General features: G+C 57.2%; 18 protein-coding genes, 1 tRNA gene, 1 other RNA gene and 1 pseudogene. 15 read left to right on the top strand and 6 right to left on the bottom strand.

The window, feature by feature from the left end:
- Positions 1 to 3 precede the first annotated feature (3 nt).
- From ACZ5D1_RS04000 to rny, 6 genes and pseudogenes are all read left to right on the top strand, one after another.
- Positions 4 to 408 (top strand): F0F1 ATP synthase subunit epsilon, encoded by a 405-nt coding sequence (locus tag ACZ5D1_RS04000; RefSeq protein WP_011367026.1) that lies wholly within the window; start codon positions 4 to 6, stop codon positions 406 to 408.
- Between the two features lie 931 nt (positions 409 to 1,339).
- Positions 1,340 to 2,722 (top strand): bifunctional UDP-N-acetylglucosamine diphosphorylase/glucosamine-1-phosphate N-acetyltransferase GlmU, encoded by a 1,383-nt coding sequence (glmU, locus tag ACZ5D1_RS03995; protein WP_464555991.1) that lies wholly within the window; start codon positions 1,340 to 1,342, stop codon positions 2,720 to 2,722.
- Positions 2,723 to 2,753: 31 nt separating this feature from the next.
- A complete protein-coding gene (locus tag ACZ5D1_RS03990; RefSeq protein ID WP_027181528.1) occupies positions 2,754 to 2,990 on the top strand; it encodes a cell division protein ZapB in 237 nt (78 codons plus the stop codon).
- A gap of 8 nt (positions 2,991 to 2,998) precedes the next feature.
- Positions 2,999 to 3,187: pseudogene (gene zapA / locus ACZ5D1_RS03985) on the top strand (cell division protein ZapA); the annotation flags it as partial.
- Between the two features lie 101 nt (positions 3,188 to 3,288).
- Positions 3,289 to 3,467, top strand: a non-coding RNA gene (ssrS, locus tag ACZ5D1_RS03980) — 6S RNA.
- Positions 3,468 to 3,653: 186 nt separating this feature from the next.
- Positions 3,654 to 5,213, top strand: coding sequence for a ribonuclease Y (rny, locus tag ACZ5D1_RS03975; protein ID WP_464555989.1), 1,560 nt, complete (start codon positions 3,654 to 3,656; stop codon positions 5,211 to 5,213).
- A gap of 163 nt (positions 5,214 to 5,376) precedes the next feature.
- Here the strand turns inward: rny and ACZ5D1_RS03970 are convergent, their stop codons facing one another.
- Positions 5,377 to 6,048: a response regulator gene (locus ACZ5D1_RS03970; protein ID WP_027181529.1), complete on the bottom strand. Its 672-nt coding sequence runs from the start codon at positions 6,046 to 6,048 to the stop codon at positions 5,377 to 5,379.
- A gap of 282 nt (positions 6,049 to 6,330) precedes the next feature.
- On the opposite strand from ACZ5D1_RS03970, the gene ACZ5D1_RS03965 reads away from it, so the two are divergent.
- Together ACZ5D1_RS03965 and ACZ5D1_RS03960 are read left to right on the top strand one after the other, a co-directional pair.
- Positions 6,331 to 6,618, top strand: coding sequence for a phage regulatory CII family protein (locus ACZ5D1_RS03965; protein WP_011367020.1), 288 nt, complete (start codon positions 6,331 to 6,333; stop codon positions 6,616 to 6,618).
- 177 nt (positions 6,619 to 6,795) lie between these two features.
- On the top strand, positions 6,796 to 7,713 hold the full coding sequence (locus ACZ5D1_RS03960; RefSeq protein ID WP_464555988.1) for a pseudouridine synthase family protein: 918 nt from the start codon (positions 6,796 to 6,798) through the stop codon (positions 7,711 to 7,713).
- A gap of 79 nt (positions 7,714 to 7,792) precedes the next feature.
- On the opposite strand, the gene ACZ5D1_RS03955 is transcribed toward ACZ5D1_RS03960, so the two are convergent.
- The 4 genes from ACZ5D1_RS03955 to ACZ5D1_RS03940 form a co-directional block, all read right to left on the bottom strand.
- The gene (locus tag ACZ5D1_RS03955; protein WP_041277097.1) at positions 7,793 to 8,551 is read right to left on the bottom strand and encodes an RNA methyltransferase; all 759 of its coding nucleotides are present in this window, start codon (positions 8,549 to 8,551) and stop codon (positions 7,793 to 7,795) included.
- A gap of 112 nt (positions 8,552 to 8,663) precedes the next feature.
- Positions 8,664 to 9,170 (bottom strand): DUF456 domain-containing protein, encoded by a 507-nt coding sequence (locus ACZ5D1_RS03950; RefSeq protein ID WP_464555987.1) that lies wholly within the window; start codon positions 9,168 to 9,170, stop codon positions 8,664 to 8,666.
- 2 nt (positions 9,171 to 9,172) lie between these two features.
- Positions 9,173 to 10,471: a phenylacetate--CoA ligase family protein gene (locus tag ACZ5D1_RS03945; protein WP_464555985.1), complete on the bottom strand. Its 1,299-nt coding sequence runs from the start codon at positions 10,469 to 10,471 to the stop codon at positions 9,173 to 9,175.
- A 155-nt stretch (positions 10,472 to 10,626) separates the two neighbouring features.
- Entirely contained in the window at positions 10,627 to 11,655 is a 1,029-nt protein-coding gene (locus tag ACZ5D1_RS03940) for a DUF1786 domain-containing protein (protein ID WP_027181533.1), read from the bottom strand.
- A 269-nt stretch (positions 11,656 to 11,924) separates the two neighbouring features.
- On the opposite strand from ACZ5D1_RS03940, the gene ACZ5D1_RS03935 reads away from it, so the two are divergent.
- The 5 genes from ACZ5D1_RS03935 (at position 11,925) to ACZ5D1_RS03915 (ending at position 16,232) form a co-directional block, all read left to right on the top strand.
- A tRNA-Leu gene (locus ACZ5D1_RS03935) sits at positions 11,925 to 12,010 on the top strand.
- 177 nt (positions 12,011 to 12,187) lie between these two features.
- A complete protein-coding gene (locus tag ACZ5D1_RS03930) occupies positions 12,188 to 13,816 on the top strand; it encodes a diguanylate cyclase (RefSeq protein WP_464555984.1) in 1,629 nt (542 codons plus the stop codon).
- 70 nt (positions 13,817 to 13,886) lie between these two features.
- Entirely contained in the window at positions 13,887 to 14,060 is a 174-nt protein-coding gene (locus ACZ5D1_RS03925; RefSeq protein ID WP_011366933.1) for a helix-turn-helix domain-containing protein, read from the top strand.
- Positions 14,061 to 14,142: 82 nt separating this feature from the next.
- Positions 14,143 to 15,114, top strand: a complete 972-nt coding sequence (locus ACZ5D1_RS03920) for a protein phosphatase 2C domain-containing protein (RefSeq protein ID WP_464555982.1) — start codon at positions 14,143 to 14,145, stop codon at positions 15,112 to 15,114.
- Between the two features lie 398 nt (positions 15,115 to 15,512).
- Positions 15,513 to 16,232, top strand: coding sequence for a superoxide dismutase (locus ACZ5D1_RS03915; RefSeq protein WP_464555981.1), 720 nt, complete (start codon positions 15,513 to 15,515; stop codon positions 16,230 to 16,232).
- Between the two features lie 345 nt (positions 16,233 to 16,577).
- Here the strand turns inward: ACZ5D1_RS03915 and ACZ5D1_RS03910 are convergent, their stop codons facing one another.
- Complete coding sequence (locus ACZ5D1_RS03910; protein WP_464555980.1) at positions 16,578 to 17,858, bottom strand: glycosyltransferase family 4 protein; 1,281 nt, start codon at positions 17,856 to 17,858, stop codon at positions 16,578 to 16,580.
- A 164-nt stretch (positions 17,859 to 18,022) separates the two neighbouring features.
- Between ACZ5D1_RS03910 and ACZ5D1_RS03905 the strand changes: the two genes are divergently transcribed.
- Positions 18,023 to 18,976 carry an AEC family transporter gene (locus ACZ5D1_RS03905; protein ID WP_011366929.1) on the top strand — a complete coding sequence of 318 codons (954 nt, stop codon included), beginning with the start codon at positions 18,023 to 18,025 and terminating at the stop codon, positions 18,974 to 18,976.
- Between the two features lie 127 nt (positions 18,977 to 19,103).
- Positions 19,104 to 20,341, top strand: a protein-coding gene (locus ACZ5D1_RS03900) for an IS3-like element ISDde2 family transposase (RefSeq protein WP_455697283.1) whose coding sequence is annotated in 2 segments (ribosomal slippage) — positions 19,104 to 19,458 and positions 19,458 to 20,341 — 1,239 coding nt in all. Because the reading frame shifts where the segments join, the coding sequence is not laid out codon by codon here.
- The last annotated feature ends 20 nt before the right edge of the window (positions 20,342 to 20,361 follow it).

Here is a 20,361-nt window from a genome sequence, read left to right as displayed (position 1 = left end):
CCTATGGAAAAGTCTCTCCAGCTTGAAATCGTGACACCGGACAAGGTGGTCCTGAGCGAGCAGGTGGACTATGTCGGCGCCCCTGGATACGAGGGTGAGTTCGGCGTACTGCCCAACCACATCCCGTTCCTTTCGGCTCTGTCCATCGGCAGCCTGTACTACAAGGCCGGCGGCAAAACCAGATACGCCTTTGTTTCCGGCGGCTTCGCTGAAGTTTCCGACAACAAAGTGACCATTCTGGCCGAATCCGCTGAACGTGCCGAAGACATCGACATCGAACGCGCACGCAAGGCTCAGCAGCGCGCTGAAGAGCGCCTGAAAGCCGAACGTGAAAAGATCGACGCCACCCGCGCTGAAGCCGCCCTGAAGCGTGCTCTGGCCCGCCTTCAGGTACGCAATGCAGCCTAGCTGCATGCAGCGGTAGCAACCAGTATGACAACGGGCCGGCTTTACAGCCGGCCCGTTTTTTTACTCCCTCAGCCCGTCCTGAAAACACACTCCTCACCTGCGTCCTGCCGTGCACCGGCTGCGGAACGCGCAGCCGCAACCCGCGGCGCATACCCCCTGCAAGCGCTGCTTCCGCATACCCGCTGCCTGCACTGCCCTGTCAGTCACCGGAACCCCGCTAAATTGCAACGCCACGATAAACAGTGTTCCCGATTCCTGCCCGTTTCCGGATGCACAAAGAAAGATTCTTCAGGTTGCCTGCTCCATGCAACTTCCCGTCAGGCACAGCTAAAAAACTCTTTGCAGGCACAGTATCCTGTCGGCCTGTAGAGGCTCTGCATCTTTTTTCAGAAGCCACCTGATGCGGCAACGCATCGGACCGCCGGCAGCGGAAACAGGATGGCCGCGCCGCAGCGCACACGGCCTGCGCACTGCGCAACCGCTGCAATACACAAGCATGCACAGCCGCGCCGTGCGCGGCACCCGTATGCCGCGCACACGGTTCCTGCGCTCATCCTCCGGCGCGTACAGTCCGCCAACCGGCATCACATCACCGGTACAGATAACCGGCAGCGGATAAAAACGGCGGACAGGAGGCAACGAACATCAGACGCCTCGCCAAACAGCAGTCCTCCGGCCGGAATGTCTGTTGTTCAAAAAGATATTCCGGTAGCACTTTTTTACGCAGTCACTGCCCGCAAAGCCTGTTTTACCGCCCGCACCGGCACAACGAGGCGTCCCCTTCCCGCTTCCGCAAGTCATACCTTCAAAGAAGCATGTACCGTTCCGGCGTATTTATCTGGACAACGGGGTGTATCTGTCTGTAGTTTTCTTCTGTTTTAGCAGCTGTCCCATAACGGACAGCCAGACGAGATACGCAACCGGAGACATCATGTCCTCGAACCAGTATACCGCAGGCGCTGTTATCCTTGCCGCAGGCAAAGGAACGCGCATGTATTCCGACAAACCCAAGGTGCTGCAGCCGCTGCTGGGCGAGCCCATGCTGCGCTTTGTATACAGGGCGCTTGATCCGCTGTTTTCCAAGGCGGTATGGACTGTTATCGGCCATGGCGCAGACATGGTACGCAAAGCTTTCTGCCATGAAGAACGCGAATTCGTGCTGCAGGAAAAACAACTCGGCACCGGCCATGCGCTGCAGTGCGCATGGGACAAGGTCACAGCTTCCGGCATTGACTATGTGCTGGTCATCAACGGCGACACGCCGCTGGTGCGCTCCGATTCAATCGTCAGGCTGCTGGACCGCACGGCAGGCTCCGGCGCTGACGTGGGCTTCATCACCCTGACGCTGGAAGACCCCGCAGCCTTCGGCAGGGTTGTACGCCGTCATGGGCACGTAGCAGCGGTCATTGAAGCCAAAGACTACGATACGGCGCAGCACGGGCCGGAACCGCGTGAAATCAACGCAGGCATTTATCTGCTCAAGGTGGCCGCAGTATCACCGCTGTTGCCTCTTCTGACCAATGCCAATGCCAGCGGAGAATACTACATTACCGATATCGTGGAACTTGCCGTCAGGCAGGGACTGCGTGTGGAAGGTGTGGGATGCGGCAACGATCCTGACCTGCTGGGAGTGAACACTCCCGCCGAACTCATGCGTTCTGAAGAGCTGCTGCGCGAAAACATTGTGACCCGTCATCTGCACAACGGAGTCCATGTACATGCTGCCGGTTCGGTACGCATCGGTCCCGATGTGGTCATAGAACCGGGGGCTGTCATTCACGGCCCGTGCGAACTGTACGGAAACACCTTTGTGGGTGCTCAGGCCGTCATTGATTCGCACTGCTGGGTAAAAGACAGCCGTCTGCACCCCGGCAGCACCCTGCGCAATTTCAGCCACGCAGAACAGGCGGAAATAGCCACAGGTGCCGTTGCCGGTCCATATGCCCGTCTGCGTCCCGGGGCCGTGCTGGAACAGGACGCCAGAATGGGCAACTTTGTTGAAATGAAAAAAGCCGTGCTCCGCAAAGGGGCAAAGGCAAGCCATCTGACCTATCTGGGTGATGCGGACATCGGCAGCGAAGCCAATATCGGCGCCGGCACCATCACCTGCAACTATGACGGCGTGAATAAACACCGCACCGTCATAGGCGAAAAAGCATTCATCGGCAGTAACACCGCGCTGGTGGCCCCCGTTTCCATCGGGAAGCAGGCCCTTGTCGGCGCGGGATCAGTGATTACTAAAGACGTAGAGGACGGTGAATTGGCCATCGCCCGCGGACGTCAGAAAAACCTGCGCAAAACGCGTCATTCTTGATTTCATGCATCAAAATGGTTACAATTCCGACATGGAGCTCTTAGACCGGCTGGAAAGCCGAATCGATTCACTACTTACTACCATTGAAGCGTTGAGCGAAGAAAACCGGCGCCTTAAGGAAGAAGTAGATTCGGGCCTTTCTGCTTTGGCTGACGAAAACAGGGAACTCAAGGAGTCGCTCGAGCAGGAGCGTACCACGCGTGAAGCCGTACTGGCGCGCATGGACAACCTGCTTGCCAAACTGAAAACCCATACCGGGGAAGAATAGAGCGCACCGTGCGCAGCTACAACTTATCCGTTCTGGGACTTGAAGTGTCCTTCAAAGCCGAAGCCGATCCGCAACGGGTCGAACAGGCGCGCCAGCTCGTTGAAGAGCGTTACAATAAACTGAAATTCCACGGGAAGCAGCTTAGCAAGGAAAAACTCCTGACTTTTCTGGTTCTGGGACTGGCAGACGATTTGCTGCAATCAAACCATCAGCACCAAGAGTTTGACAAACGGCTTGCGGCGCTGCTGGCAAAGATAGATGAGCATAACCAGCCCCCCGCGGGCGATGATGACGAGAGTTTACCCTGGAGTGTGCGTGATTGACCGGCTGTTGCTGACCTCACAAGCATAAAAAAGGATGCCGGAATGGCGGTTCTGTGTGCATGCCCGCTTGGCGGGAAGCCTGAAGTGCCGCCTCAGACGTCCACCTGGGCAACCAGGTCCTGCAATAGCAGGCACACGGCTCTCCGGGGCCTCATATACCCTTGCGTCACCCCGCCTCCGTCCGGCGTGTTCTCTTGTCTGTAGCAAAGAACCGCCGGCAGTAAAGCAACCTTTCCTGCTTGCCCGCTTCCCTTTATGGAACCGGCCGGTCAGCGTGACCGCCGTCGGGATTCATTCAACCGGGTCAACGCACCCGATGACAATAAAAGGGAGTCGAGGCATGGGCCTTATAGAAATAGTACTCCTCCTCGTCGGCATGGCAGTCGGGGCAGCCACAGGCTTCATACTGCACAAAATAGTCAGCGCCAAACGTCTGCAGGACGCCCGCGAACTGGCCGACCGCATTATCGAGGAGGCACGCAAAGAGGCACAGGCGCACAAAAAGGAAGTGCTCATCCAGGGGCAGGATGAACTCTTTAACCAGAAACGTGAACTCGAACGCGAATTTAAAGAACGCGAACACGAACTGAAAATCCGTGAACGCAGGCTGCAGGAACAGACCGAACGGCTTGAAGAAAAACTGGAAAAGCTGGCCCAGAAAGAACACGATGCTCTTTCTGTGGAAAAAGAACTGAACAGGCGCGAACGCACTCTGGGGCTTAAGGAAGAGGAACTGACCCAGAAAATTGCGGAGCAGGATAAAAAGCTTCAGGAAATATCCGGTCTGACATCTGAAGAAGCCAAGGCGCGCATTTTCAGCGAAGTGGAGGCAAGAACCCGCCACGAAGCCGGAAAGATGATCCGCGTCATAGAAACAGAAGCCAAGGAGACCGCTTCGCGCAGTGCCCAGAAAATTCTGGCCACAGCTGTTCAGCGGTATGCCGGCGACTTTGTCAACGAACAGACCGTTACCGCAGTCTCGCTGCCCAGCGAAGACATGAAAGGCCGCATCATAGGCCGCGAAGGACGCAACATCCGTGCGTTGGAAGCAGCCACCGGCGTTGATCTGATCATTGACGACACTCCGGAAACGGTCATCCTTTCCGCCTACAGCCCTCTGCGCAGGCAGATTGCCAAAATGGCGCTGGAAAGGCTGATCAGCGACGGACGTATCCACCCCGCACGCATTGAAGACATTGTACGCAAGTGTGAGCAGGAGCTGGAAGTGCAGCTGCGCGAAGTGGGCGAACAGGCTACCTTTGACGTGGGCGTGCACGGCATACATCCCGAAATCATCAAACTGCTGGGGCAGCTCAAATACCGCACCAGCTTTTCGCAGAATGTGCTTCAGCACTCCATGGAAGTCGCATCGCTGTGCGGCATTATGGCTGCAGAACTGGGCATGGACGAAAAACGCGCCAAGCGCGCGGGGCTGCTGCACGACATCGGCAAAGCAGTGGACCACGATGTGGAAGGTCCGCATGCCGTCATCGGAGCCGATCTGGCAAAGAAATACGGCGAATCCAAGGAAATTATCCACGCCATAGCAGCCCACCACGAAGATGTGCCGCCCAAAAGCGCTCTGGCTGTGCTGGTGCAGGCCGCAGACAGCCTTTCCGGTGCACGCCCCGGTGCGCGCAAGGAATTGCTGGAAAATTACGTGAAACGGCTTGAAGACCTTGAAGGTATAGCCAACGGCATGGAAGGGGTTTCCAAAGCCTACGCCATTCAGGCAGGCCGCGAAATCCGCGTTCTTGTCAATTCCGATGAAGTTGACGACGACACAACATACATGCTGTGCAAAGACATCTCGGAAAAAATCGAGAAAAACCTCACCTATCCCGGCCAGATCCGCGTTACCGTCATCCGGGAACGCCGCGCCGTGGGTGTGGCCAAATAGCAGCCGGAACAACCGCTCTGCATACAAAACGCCCGCATCGGCAGATGCGGGCGTTTTTACTTTTCTCCGCCGGTAATTTTGCCGGTGCCTGCCACAGGGCTGTTCTCAGGCAGTCAGCATCCGGCGCGCCACAGGATACGGCGGTACAATCTTACAGATCTGGCTATCCGTCTGAACGCATGCGCAAAATAATACCCCGCTCCAGCGCCAGAGCACGCAGTTCGGCAGCGGAATGTACCCCTAGCTTCTGCATCAGGTTGGAACGGTGCTTTTCCACCGTCTTCACGCTGACCACCAGCATTTCGGCGATTTCACGGTTTTTATAGCCTTCGGCCACCAGCTGAAAAATTTCCTGTTCGCGTGGTGTCAGCGTTTCCCAGCTGGACGAGACAGACTGCCCTCTGGCGTCGTTCAGATATCCTTTGACCACAGCGTCGGAAACGCCCGGACTCAGATAAATCTTGCCGCCCAGCACAGACTCCACAGCCAGAATAAACTCGTCGTTGCTGGCATCTTTCAAGACATACCCGTCTGCTCCGGCGGCAAGCGCCGCATAAACATACTCGCCGGCACCGTGCACGGTCAGCACCAGCACCCGTACCTCGGGGTGGCGCTTTTTTATCAGACGAGTAGCCTGCACACCGTCCATACGAGGCATGGAAATATCCATCAGCACAAGATCGGGCTGGTTTCTGTCACACAGGTCAACCGCCATCTGTCCGTCACTGGCTTCTCCGGTGACTATAAGATGCGGTACAGACTGCAGCAGCGACTTCAGCCCCTCGCGCAGAAGGGTGTGGTCTTCGGCAATGATCAGTGAATATCCTTCCCCCATAATTCCGTAACCCCCTGTTCGAAGGTGGCTCCCTACCCCCCCGGCAACTTAATAACAATCACAACCCATTTATAATAATAAAAAAAATGCCGGCCATGAAAAATATACCAGTTATAACCCCTACCATAAAAATACTATTGTTTCCAACGCAAAAATACAGTCAGTCCTAATTTACGGGCCGCGCTGTCTGTGATGAAGTGCATACCATGGAGTTCTTTCCCCGGTGGTAAAGCCGGAATCAGCCACACAGGTCCGGCACACGCAATCAGTTCAGGAGGAGCTATGAACGATTCGGTAACACGTATCACGCAGGCCATGGTACTTAACGCCAAACAGTCCAAATGGGTGGCAGAACGCATAGGCAAACCCTATCCCACCATGATGCGCGAGCTGAACCCCTATGACCAGAGCGCAAAGCTGGGCGCCGACACGCTGCTTGAAATCATGCGTGTCACAAAAAACATAAGTGCACTTGAATACATGGCCGAAGAACTCGGTTACAAACTGAGTCCCGGCGCAGAACAACACCCCATGCAGGAAGAACAGGAGCATCTTGCCGATTCTGCGTAACGGCACATCACTTTATATATTCTCTGCAACATTTTTCAAGAGTAACAGAAACGGGCCCGCAGCGGTCCGTTTCTGCTTTTTTGCGCCGCCTCATCCTGCGGACTTGTCAAAACAGTGTAAATACCTCAGGGTTCCGTCTCCTGCCTCGCGGCAGAAAGCAGCTTCTGGAAACACCATATGCAAGCCTCGGACACACGACACACGCTGACTGTGACAGCAGAAAACAACGGCGACCGGCTGGACGCACTGCTCGCCCTGCTTTTTCCTGAAACGGGCATACGGGCAAGGCGCCGCCTGTGGGAACACTGCACCATCACTGTAAACGGGGTTCCCCGTGCTGCGGGGTACCGCACGCAAACCGGCGATGTTATCGACATAGTGTGCCCATGCCGGAACAAAACGCAGCACATCCTTCCGGCAGCGCAGGCAGAGGTGCTCTGCCGCACGGCAGACTACGCGGCAATATTCAAGCCAGAGGGGCTGCATTCGGCGCGTATCGCCGCGTCACCGGCTCCCAGTGTGGAAGACCAGCTGGACAGCCTGTTTGCGGGCGAAACACCGCCGGTCCTCGTCAACAGGCTGGACAGACCCACCTCCGGCATGGTGCTGGCAGCCTTCGGCAGCCATGCGGCAGAAGCCTTCCGCAAATTTGAGCAGGCAGGACAGGTGGAAAAACTCTATCTGGCCGTGGTGCTGGGCCATATGAAAGCTCCTGTGGCCTGCCGCAACGAACTGAATATGCAAAACAGACAGGTAACCACTGTTCTGCCGCACGAAGCGCAGGACCCGCTGCGGCATACCACAGTTCTGCCGCTGCGCGCACTGCCCGCAGAATCCATGGACGGCCAGAAGACAACGCTGGTACTGGCCGCCATCCACCGCGGAGCCCGTCACCAGATACGCGCCCATCTGGCTCATGCCGGACACCCCATCGCCGGAGACTGCGTATACGGCAGCAGTCAGGCGGACGGGACACTGTACCTGCATCATTTCAAGATAGATATGCCCGGCTTCAGCTGCACATGCCCGCCGCGCTGGCCCCAGTGGCCGCAATGGGCTGCGGGCACTGCCTGTGCCACCGGCCGCAAAATCTGAAGCACGCTCAGAATACATACAAAAAATCCGGCACCAATGGTGCCGGAGCCGGAAAAAACCTGTCCCGCCGCTGCGGAACCTATGCTGATGCGTCGCGGTCTTCTTTTTCGGCTGCCACACGGGCAAGCCGTCTGACCTGCCTGCATATGCCCATCAGCATATCAAATTCATGTCTGCGCAGCGAAGCTTTCTGCATAAAACGCCGCACGGGCAGCATGAAATAGTCCGGATTATCCTCGCGCAGATAGTCAATGTCCAGCAGAGTATCCTGCAATGCCGCGAACAGGATTTCCTGCTCTTCATGCGTGACAACCCGCGAAAGTGCCCCCGCCGATTTGTGAAAAGGCCTGGCATCAGACAGCTTGAAACATTCATACAGCAGAATGAGCACAGCCTGCGCAAGGTTAAGGGAGCTTGCCTCGCTGGTAGGAATGGTCACAAGGCGCGAACAGACTTCCGTCTCCTCGTTGGTCAGGCCTCTGTCTTCACGTCCGAAAACAATGGCCACCCTGCCGCCTGCGGCCACTTCCTGCTGCACCACGGGTGCGGCTGTTTCAGGCGACAATATCTGACGCCGCCATCCGCCTGTTCTGGCAGTGGTGCCCAGAACCAGCGTATATGGTGCCAGCGCCGCGGCCAGCGTATCTTCGTGCCGCACAGATTCCAGCACCGGCACCCCCTTGGGCGTTGCCAGCGGAACAGATTTTTCGGGGTTCCACCTTTCGGGGGCCACCACCACCAGTTCGTTTACGCCCATATTGGCGCAGGCGCGGGCCACCATACCTATATTTTCAGGAAACCGGGGCTCCACAAGCACCACGGCGACATTTTCAAGCATCATGCGCTATCCTCCGGCAAAAATAAAAAGGCGCGGGCCGCATTGCCGCCCGCGCCGTACTCATATGCGTTTCACAACCGGGACGCAACGTGCCTGCCGGCAAAGCGGCGCATCAGCCCCACAGGCGCGGTATAGTCATGCTCACCATCCACACCCCCAGACCGAATTTGAGCGAAAGCCCCAGAAACCGGCCGATGAATGTCCCCATGGCTGCCCGGCGTGCTTCGTCGCCCGAACGTCCCAGCCCCAGTTCCATGACCAGACATCCCAGATAGGCGCCTCCCAGCGCACCCAGCAGCGCACCCAGCCCCAGAAAGAACGGGGCACCCAGTATCGCACCGGCAATACCGCCGATAAATCCGCCCAGCGTTCCCCTGCCTGTGCCGCCGTAACGTCTGGCGCCCAGCATCTGCACGCCGAATTCCAGAATTTCACCGGCCAGTGCAAGTCCGCCGATAATGATAAAGAACGTCAGATTCATGGCGGCAGCATCGGGATGCAGCCATTTCCACAGCCCGGCAATGCCAAGCACAACCCAGTTGGCAGGCAGGCCGAAAATATGCAGTCCCAGCGCAAGCACCATCACAATGATGGTCAGCACAGCCAAAGCTGTTTCCACTCTTACTCCTTGCCGCGTCTGTCTATCACGCGCACGGCTTTTCCTTCACTTTTGGGCAGCGAACCTGTCTGCACCAGATCCACGCGCGGTGTCACCAGAATCTCGTCACGCAGCTGGCGTACAATGGCTTTCTGCAATCCTGTAAGCACGCGCATGTCTTCTACAAAATACCCGTCGCGGATTTCCACCTTCACCGTCAGCTGGTCGATGAAATCTTCACTGACCAGCTCGATGACGTAGTTTTCGCCCACTTCGGGGAAGCCCATGAGCACCTGTTCTATCTGCATGGGGTAAATGTTCACCCCTTTGATAATCATCATGTCGTCCGCACGGCCCAGAATACGGTCAATACGGCGGTGCATACGTCCGCAGGCGCATTCGCCCGGCAGAAAACGGGTCAGGTCGCGGGTGCGGTACCGTAAAATGGGCATACCCTGACGACACAGCGTGGTCATGACCAGTTCGCCCACTTCGCCGTCGGCTACGGGTTCCAGAGTGTCCGGGTTGACTATTTCGGGGATGAAAGCGTCTTCCCACACATGCATGCCGGTCTGATGTGTGCACTCAAAGGCCACTCCCGGTCCGTTCATTTCTGACAGACCGTAAGAATTGTAGGCTTTAAGCCCCAGCATCTGCTCGATACGCTGGCGTATTTCCTCGGTATGCGGCTCGGCCCCTATCAGTGCAACACGGCAGGGCAGCTCGGCGCCGCTCAGGCCTTCTTCTTCCAGCGCGGCGCCCAGATACAGCGCATACGAAGGAATGATATGCAATACAGTTGTCTGAAAATCGCGGATGAATTTAATCTGCCGTTTTGTATTGCCCGGCCCCGCGGGAATGGTGTGGCATCCCAGACGCTCCGCACCGTAGTGGATGCCCAGCCCGCCGGTGAACAACCCGTACCCCGATGTGTTCTGAAAGACATCATCGGGACGCACACCGACCATATACATACTGCGGGCAACCAGATCGGCCCAGGAATTCAGGTCATTCTGCGTATGGTGCACCACGGTGGGGGCCCCTGTGGTGCCGCTGGAAGCATGCAGCCGGACAAGCTGCTCGCGGGGAACAGCCACCAGCCCTGCCGGATACTGTTCACGCAGGTCGTTTTTCGTGGTGGGCGGAACAGACCGCAGATCGTCCAGCGAGCGGATATCTGCGGGGGCTATGCCTGCCTCTTTAAGACGTGCGGCATAAAAAGGCGAACCTGAGGCTTGCTGCACGGTGTTGCGCAGCCGTACAAGCTGCACCCGCTCAATCTCTTCGCGGCTCCATGTTTCGGCTCTGTCGAAAAACTCCATGCGATATTCTCCTGTGCGCCAGCGGGCGCGTGGCTATACGGTAACTGCCGTTACAGGCTGGGAATTGCGCGATTTTACGGCCAGTAACGAAAATGTCAAACATTACCGAAGCCGCATACGTTGCGCGACACAGACATCAGTTGTTCTGCGCGCCCCTACGACAACCCGAGGCCGTGCAGCATGCCGAAGCATCCGGCAAGCATCATATCACCCGCCGGCGCGATGAACTGTCCCTGCCCCTCCAGCATGGCGCGCCGCGGCCCCAGCACAAATGTGGGGCGAAAGCTTTCCGCCTCTTCCGGAATGGTGTTGAACATGCACCCGTGGCCGCCGCAGGCGCGCACCTGTTCGTCGGGCAGCCACGCCCGCCGGAACTCCGTCAGGTCGTGCAGCAGGGCAGCCGTATCCAGCATGCCGGTATGATGCTCATACACGCCGTACACCCGTTCACGGTACACCAGAAAAGCAACCACATGGCTGTTGCCCACGTTGACAACCGTAATACCGTGCCGGTGACTGCGCTGTGCGACCTCCGGCATGGACAAAGCCCCCAGCACGGCGGCGGCGCCGGAATCGCACACAGGTCCGCCGCCTATGGCTTTCTGCAACACCGCAAGACGCGTAAGCTCCGGCGGCACATCATGAAATATCAATGAGGCCGGGTCGCCGTCATGTTCGCGCAAAAAACGCCGCCATAACGTGAACCGCCCTTCCCTGTTGGAGCTATCGGGAAAAAAACCATGGTCCTGAGCGGCAGCCACCACGGTATCGGGCATTTCAAGCCCCGCCATTCCCAGAAAAGCCTGCCAGAACGCCGCGTCATAATCGGACAGATGCACCGGCACATATCCGCCGGGGCATGATCCGGAAATTTCCACACCCAGCATCTGCACCCGCGCGGGGTTGTCATGTATGGCGGCTGCCGCTTCAGGATGCGCGCACACCGCAAGACCGGCCGCAAGGTGCTTTTTGACAGCGCCGAAAAAACCGCCGCCCATGTTGCTGCCATGCAGATATACCGCACTGCCGGCCGCGGTAAGCGCCGCAAGCCTGCGCGCGACCATACGCGCAGGTGCGGGCAGCACAAATTTCGGTCTGTTTTCCGGCTCGATGCCCGGAATGTGGTAGAGCACGTCCTGCGTTCCGCTGCCTATATCAAGACACAGCACTGTGGGGCTTCTCATTTGTCTTTCTCCTTGGGGGGGGGTCGCATACAACAGCACGGCACAACCGCCGCAGCGAGGCATCCTAGCCGTTCGGTCCGCGCAGCGCAACGGCTCCTGCGGCCCCGCCCTGCCGGGCACCATGGTGTAAAGCCTGTATGCCCGCGGGCACCTGCCGCCATCGCAGATAAACTTTTTTCTTTTTTTCCGCAAAAAGCACTTGCAAGTAACCGCAGTTCCGGCTACATACTGCCTCCGCGCCGACACATAAAAGGTCGCGCATTTACGGAGCCGAGGTGGTGGAACTGGTAGACACGCTATCTTGAGGGGGTAGTGGATTACGTCCGTGCGGGTTCGAGTCCCGCCCTCGGCACCATGAAAAAAAGCTTCATCCTGATACGGATGAAGCTTTTTTGCTTATGCGCGGTGCCTGCGCGTATATGCAGCCGATATTCTTAATCACGCTCCGGCCGTTGCTTGCGGCATGACCATCTGATATTCTGAAAGGCCGAATGGTTATAGCAGCCTGCAACCTTTAACGGTACAAGGCGTCATGGCACGCAGTCAGAGCATTGCTTCACGTATCCGTTTTTTTTCCTTTCTGCTTGTAACGCTGCCTCTTTGCGTGTCTCTGCTCACGTTTGCTGTTGTCAGCCGCATTCTGGTTGTGGGCGGTACGCACCATGACATGGTGGTGGAGCTGCAGCACCACAAACTGACCACCGAAAGATGGCTTAACGAGCAACTGCAAAGCATCACATTTTTTGCCCATACCAGCATCAGCGACCTGCACGATACAGCCGCGCTGCAACAGGCTTTGCGCGTTTTTCTTAATTACCACACATCGTTCAGTCAGGTTTTTTACGCCTCTCCCGATGGCTCACTGCTGACAGGGCCGGAACTGCCCGTGCCGATCAATGTAGGTGACCGCGGCTACTTCCAAAAAGCCCGTCAGGGCCTGCCCGTGGTTTCTCCGGTGCTGGTAAGCCGCTTTTCGCACAACCCGTCGCTTATTTTCTGCGCGCCGCTGCCTTTTGCCGACGGCCGCTTTGCAGGAGCTGTCATCGGCGTGACAGACCTGCGCACCCTTGACGAGGCCCTGCTGCGCCTGCACCGCCGCCAGAACGATCAAAGCTTTCTGGCCACTGCCGACGGATACCTGCTGACCAGCAGACTGCAGGAAAACACCATCATTCTGCCGCGCTATAATCCGGAAGGCATTCCCGTCACGCGAACCGTGCTGCCGCCCGAAGATTCGCTGAGCACACCGCATTTTTACCGCAACACTCAGGGCGTGTATGTGCTGGGCGTCAGACTGGCTTTCAAATCCGGCCAATGGCTGCTGGTGCAGGAAAGACCAGTGCGTGCCATGCTGGGCGGATACAGCTGGATAATTGCCATGACCATGACAGGCGCTCTGGCCACCGCAGCCCTGCTCATCCCGTTTCTGCTCAAAGCGGGCAGACGCATAACCGGCCCCATAGAAGAGATCTCAACCATGTCGGAAGAGCTGACCCACGGGCACTACGACAAGGAATGTCCCTATCTGCACACCGCCGATATGCCGCCTGAAATACGCAGACTGTACGACAACTTCTGCTTTATGGCGGAACGCGTTTCACAGCAGATGCGCGATCTGGAGCATCTTTCTTTCTGCGACACGCTGACCGGCCTGCACAACAGGCGGCATCTGGCGCACGAAGGAACCAGAACCATCACAGCCTGCACCGAAGCCGACCTGCCGTGCAGCTGTCTGATGCTCGACATTGATTTTTTTAAACAGGTCAACGATGCATGGGGGCACGATGCGGGAGACATGGTGCTGCAGTCCGTGGCACGGACCATCTCGAACGCGGTACGCAGCAAAGACATGACCATCCGCATGGGCGGCGAAGAGTTCGCCGTCATTGCCCCTGCCACCGACACGGCATCGGCCTTTTCACTGGCGGAACGTATCCGCAGAAATATTGAATCGACCCCCGTTCAGGCTGCCGACGATGAAATACGCATAACCATCAGCATCGGTGTGGCCGATATGGGCGGGGCACCCATCTTCGGCACCACGCAGCTGGACGACCTGCTGGCAAAAGCCGACAGAGCCTTGTATCAGGCAAAGAAAAAAGGCAGAAACAGAACAGAAATCTGGTCTGAAAAACTCATTGCTGCCGCTCCGGACGGCTGACGCCGCAGCAACCCTTGACAGCGGGCAGCCAATTGGCTAATAAAAATCAATACTATTTAAGGAGGGTCTCATGGAAGATAAAGTTCTGAAAGCAATGCAGGAAGCCGGCAAGCCTGTTCGTCCCGGTGAAGTTGCCGAAAAGCTGGGTGTTGACAGCAAGGAAGTTTCCAAGGCCATAAAAAACCTGAAAGATTCCGGAAAAATCCATTCCCCGAAACGATGCTACTACGCACCCGTGCAATAAGCCGCGCGGGCGGATCACAGGATAAAAGGCGGGCAATGACCCGCCTTTTGTCATATCAGTTCTACCTATAACAATTACAAGCATGCATCGATTTTTTGCATGCGACACAGTGCGGAGTGTTTTCTATACTCCGCCCATGGACACACTGCACACTCCGCGCGCCAAAGGCAGCCCTTCCACTGCTGCACTGTTTGCGCCTGCGCAGCGCTCTTTCAACATCCGGACGGTCTACTCCGCAGGGTCGGGCAAAGAAAACGAAGACAGGCTGATCGCGGCGGGCAACTGCTTTGCCGTGGTGGACGGGGCTTCCAGTCTGGACGGCACCCTGTACGACGGACACACCGGTGCATGGAATGCGGCCTGCTGCGTCAGCGCTGCACTGGAACGCGGCTTTGCTCTGCAGGACGAACCGTCTCTCACCGGCATCATGCAGCGGGCCAATGCATATCTGGCGCGTCAGATGGCATCATACGGTATAGATACTTCAGCACCGCAAGACAGGCTGCGGTTGTGGTCGGCCAGTGCGGCAGCTCTGCGTCTGACAGAAAACAGCGCACAATGGGCGCAGATAGGCGACTGCCGCGTCATGTTCATAGACACCTCAGGCCGCTGGCACATGCCCGCGCGCGACTACGACCATGACAGGCTGACCATGATACGCTGGAAACAGTTAAGCCGTGCGGGCGTCCGTGATATCCGCGCTGCGCTGCACGACCAGATTGTATCGGTACGCCGCAGCATGAACCGCACCTTCGGCGTTCTGAACGGTGAGCCGGAAATGAGCAGGTTTCTGCAGTACGGAGAAATGTCGCTGGACGGCATAGCCCATATTCTGCTGTTCACCGACGGACTTTCGCTGCCCGAAGCCGCACCGGAGTACGGAACATCGTTCGGCGATCTGGCCCGCGCCTACCTGACCAGAGGCCTTGAAGGACTGCACCGGCATATACACGCGCTGCAGAGTCAGGACCCCGACTGCCGCATGTTTCCGCGCTTCAAATGCCATGACGACGTGGCCGCCGTGGCGCTGACCATGCAGCAGGCCGGTACCTAGCCATGGTCCGGAGCACCGGCCGGCATGTCATTTTCATGCTGTGCATACCGGCCTGAGCACCGGAAACAGGGCTTTGATCCTGTGGCGGCAAGCGCTGCCCGCGCATATCCCCACGCAGTCAGGCAACTGCCTGTACCCGTTCTTTTTTAGCCACCCGCCGCAGCTCCGCCTGCGCCTGCTGTCATTCTGCATTCCGGCAAGACGCAAACCACACCACGACACACGGCATGCAGGGCAACCAACTGCAATTTTGCTGTATTTCTGACACGTACACAGCACACCGGACTGCATCACACCGTGCATGGCTGCGGTTATTCTTGACAGCTTAGCGCACCCCGTCCATTGTCATAAAATAGAAAAAGTTTTTTTCTTGTTCATCTCTGACGCCGGAGGGCATAATGCAACACGGTGAATTCTGTCGGACAGTAACCATGGACAGGCGTAAATTCATACAGCTGGCAGCTGCCGGAACAGGTCTGCTTGCCGGTGCGGCTGTTCTGGGGCTTCCCCTTCGCGCCCGTGCGGCCGAAGCGTATCCTCTTCCGCCGCTGCCGTATGCGGAAAACGCGCTGGAACCGTACATCTCGGCACGCACCATCAGCTTTCATTACGGCAAACACACCAAAGCCTACTATGACAAAACAAACACGCTTGCAGCCGGTATGTCAGGCATGGCACTGCACGAAGTGTTTCTGAAGGCTGCAGGCAAACCGGACAGTGCTGCGCTGTTCAACAACGCCGCACAGGCATGGAACCACACGTTTTACTGGAACGGCATGAAGCCCTCGGGCGGTGGCGCCCCCGGAAAACGCATGATGGAACACCTGCAGGCATCCTTCGGCGGGTACGAACAATTCCGTGAAGCCTTTTCCGCCGCGGCCAAAGGACAGTTCGGCAGCGGCTGGGCGTGGCTTGTGCGCAACAGCGACGGAACACTGGAAGTGGTGAAAACCGCCAATGCCGAAAATCCCATGGTGCAGGGCAAAACACCGGTGCTGGTCTGTGATGTCTGGGAGCACGCCTATTATCTGGACTATCAGAACCGGCGTGCGGATTACGTTTCCGCGTTTCTTGACCATCTGGTCGACTGGGACGCGGCGGAAAAGCACCTGACCTGAACCATGCCGCAGCAGCATGGCAGCCAGACACAATAACCGGACAGACAAACGAACCGGAGCACTGAGCCAGGAAAACTGAACCGGAAACAGAGGCCGGTACAAACGCAGCGCAGCGCTTCAGTCCCGAATTGACAGAATGATGCAATGCGGGCGGGCAGTTACAAAACTGTCCGCCTGTATGTACCGGCACCGGCTGCACGGGGCACACCGCCGTGCAGGCCGGAAACAGCACTGCGGGCACATCACTGCGGGCACATCACTGCGGGCACAGCACTGCCGGGCACACTACTGCCGGACGCAGCACAGGCTGAAATCCCTTGCGCCCCCCGAACAGAGCTTCAGCCGTCAGCAGCAATCAGAAACAATGCGACGGTAAACCGCATCAACACGGCCGAAAACAGCTTCCCATGAATACCCGTCAAGCAGGGCATCCACAGCCGGACTGACACCTCCGGCAACAGGGGCGTTCATGGTCTGCAGGCAATTCTTCAGGGCGGCATGCAGGTTATGCTCAAACCGGCGTTCGTCCTCCGCAAAGGGCCTGTCCACATCATGCAGACGGGGCAGGTCCACCAGCGTAACCGCCTCGGACGGCAGACCGGCAAACACTTCCTCCACACCTTCAAGTCGCGTGGCAACCAGACGGCACCCGCAGGCCAGTGCTTCAAGCAGCACCAGAGGAAGTCCCTCAAAAAACGACGGCAGCACAAATACATGGGCTGCACGCATCAGCTCCGCCAGCCGGTTCTGAGACACATTGCCGTGCAGCACCGCCCGTTCACCCAGCCCGCGTGCCAGCGCAACGCATTCTTCGTAATCGGAACCTGTGCCGCCGCCGCAGATATCCAGCACCATATCGTGCCCGCCGCCAAGCAGCCGGGCACATGCCCGCAGCAGCCACGGAACGCCCTTTGCCCGGGAAAGTTTACCGGCGTACAGCACGCGCAACGGGCCACCGGCAGTATTGCGCCGCCACGGGCGCCCGCAGCCGAAGACCTGCCGGTCATATCCGGCAGCCACAACGCTGATGCGCCGGGAGTCAATGCCGTACAGCATTTCAATATCGCGCTTCTGCGCCTGCGAAAGGGCAAAAACACCATCGACCATGCGGCACGCTGCCAGAACGCGGCGCGCCACACGGGGCACGGAACGGAACTGCCGCAGGTCAGACCCGTGGCACGATGCAACCACGGGAATCTGCGGAAACAATCTGCGTGCCAGCGCCGTCACCACCCACAGATGATTACTGTGAATGATCTGCGGACGAAAGGCCTGCACTGCATTCCGCAGGCACTTCCCGAAACAGGCTTCGTACGCATCAAGCTGGCTGTCGTCCAGTTGTGCCCATCTGCTTGATTCATACGGCATGACGTCGCTCATGCCGGTGACGGCAAAGGGCAGATCGCGGCCGAACCGCACAAAGCTGCTGAAAGAACAAAGGCAGTGTTCTTCCTGTGCCTGCGGGGTGCCGCCGCCCAGCTGCGCGGGCACAGCAAACGCCGCGGGCACTCCCGCCACCAGTGCATTGCTGTGCCCTGCATCGCCTGCACAGCGCAGCATTGCCAAGGTGCTGACCCCGCTGCCCGTCATTTCCGGACGCTGACTGAGTACATGTAGAATACGCATCACACAGCACCTACTGCATCGCCATGCAAAACACAACGATTCCTGACAGTTCCATTTTACATACTCCGGCGTATTGAAAGCCCTGCCAAGAGGGGGTATGCTGATCGTCCTTCTTTGCCGGGCGGTCATGCCGTCCGGCTGCCATTCATCAACCGGACACTCTCATGCTTACAATTTTTTACACCATCATGCCTGTCTTTCTGCTCATCGTGCTGGGCGGCGTCATACAACGGGCAGGATGGCTGCCCCGCGACGGGGCCGCAGCGCTGAACCAGTATGTGTACAGAATAGCGCTGCCCGCGCTGCTGTTCATCGCCATCGCGCAGTCTTCGCCGGAGCGCCTGTTCGAAGGCAGCTTCATTGCGGCGCTGCTGGCCGGACTGGGTATCTGCTACCTGCTGTCATTCGCGCTGTTCCGCATATTTTTCGGGGCGCGCACTCCGCTGGCCGGATTTCAGGCGTTTACCACCACATTTGCCAATGCCGCTTTTCTGGGGCTGCCCATTCTGATGGCTCTCTTTCCGGACAATCCCGACGCGGTACTGGCCATGGGCATTTACACCCTGTTCACCATGCCTTTTGTGCTTACGGGCATAGCCATGCTTGAGCTGGGGGTGGAACGCCCCGAGGGTACCGGCAGAACCCGCATGTGGTTTTCCATAGGTGCCTCGCTGGCGCGCAATCCTATTCTTATCGGCGCTCTGGCCGGACTTGCCGTATCACTGAGCGGCACAACGCTGCCGCACTGGCTTGCTTCTGCTGCCGCAATGCTGGGAGATACCGCCTCGCCTTGTGCTCTGGTGGCTGTGGGCATGGTGCTGGCCATGCAGCTGCAGATGAGCGGCGGCCCGAAAGCCCAGCCGGTATATCAGGCGGTTTCCGGCGTCATCAAACTGGCCGTGCATCCGCTGCTGGTCTGGGTATGCATGCGGTTTTTCAACGTGCAGGGACATTGGGTGCCCATGGGTGTGCTGCTGGCAGCCATGCCCACCGGCACGCTGGCTTTTGTTCTGGCCGAGGCATACGACACTGACTGTGCCAACACGTCGGCATCGGTACTGCTGACCACGGTTTTTTCGTTTCTCAGCATCTCGGCGGCCATGGCGCTGATGAGCTGACGCACCGGCACGTCCGGATGTATTTCCCCTGTCCCGTCATACCGCAAAAGCCCGCGAACAAGTTCGCGGGCTTTTCTTAATTACATGTCCCGTCCTGAAATAGGTTGACAAGTAAGGAGCCTATTTCATGGAAAGTGAAAAGAATCAGCATGTAAAGCGCACCCAACGAGACTACACGATGGCCTTTAAAATATCCGTCGTGACTCAAGTGGAACAAGGCGAAATGACATACAAGCAGGCTCAGAAGATGTATGGTATTCAAGGGCGCAGCACTGTGCTTATCTGGCTTAGAAAGCACGGAACTCTTGATTGGAGCAAGCCTGTGGTACATTCGAGTAAATCGCCAAAAGCTAAAGAGACTCCCGCGCAGCAAATCAGAAGATTGGAACGGGAGCTGAGGGACGAGAGGCTGAAGAACATGCTTCTCAACGAAATGATTGACATTTCAGACCGCGAATACGGGACTGCCATAAGAAAAAAGTTTACCCCCGAGCTGCACGAAATCTTCAACAAAAAGCCAAAGTAAGCTTGGCGGCTTGTTGCAGGCAGCTCGGGGTGAGCCGCCAATCTGTTTATCAGGCCGAAAAGCGTTTTGAATTCCGAGCTATCCAGCTTCAAGTTGTGAAAGAGCTGGTGCTTGCCGTCAGAGCCAGAATGCCTCGGCTTGGAACCAGAAAGCTGTATTCGCTGCTGTGCGATGCTATCAGCGCAAAGGGAATCAAGCTTGGGCGCGATGCTTTGTTCGCGTTGTTACGAAAGGAGCACATGCTCATAAGGCGCAAACGAAACTACACAAAAACAACAAATTCAAAGCATTGGCTCAAGAAGCACCCGAACTTGTTTAAAGATATCCGACCATCAAGTCCGGAGCAGGTTTTTGTTAGTGACATCACATATCTTTCGACAAGAGAGCAGACCTACTACCTCACCTTGGTGACGGATGCTTATAGTAGAAAGATCATGGGACATAGCCTCAATCGGGATCTTGGAGCTGAAGGGGTGTCCAAGGCACTGGAAAAAGCTGCCAGGAACCGTTTGACTACCAAAGAGGCAATCCACCACTCTGACAGGGGGCTTCAGTACGCATCGACCATCTACCAAGACAAGTTGAGTAAGGCAGGGATGCTTTGTTCCATGACTGATGGATACGATTGCTATCAGAACGCTTTGGCTGAACGGGTGAATGGCATCCTGAAGCAAGAGTTTCTATTTGTGCCATGCAAAAGTTACGATGAGTTGAAGGCAGTTGTGGACGAGTCGATCGGAATCTATAATACGGAGCGTCCTCATCTTAGCCTGAATATGAAGACGCCGGAGTATGTACATAAAATGGGCTGTGAGGTTGCCCTCACAGCCCAAACTTGAACAATCTAAAAAACGTCAAC

Source organism: Oleidesulfovibrio vietnamensis (genome assembly GCF_055388115.1).
The sequence above is the reverse complement of the archived record's forward strand: the minus strand, read 5'-3'. Positions and strand labels throughout refer to the sequence as shown.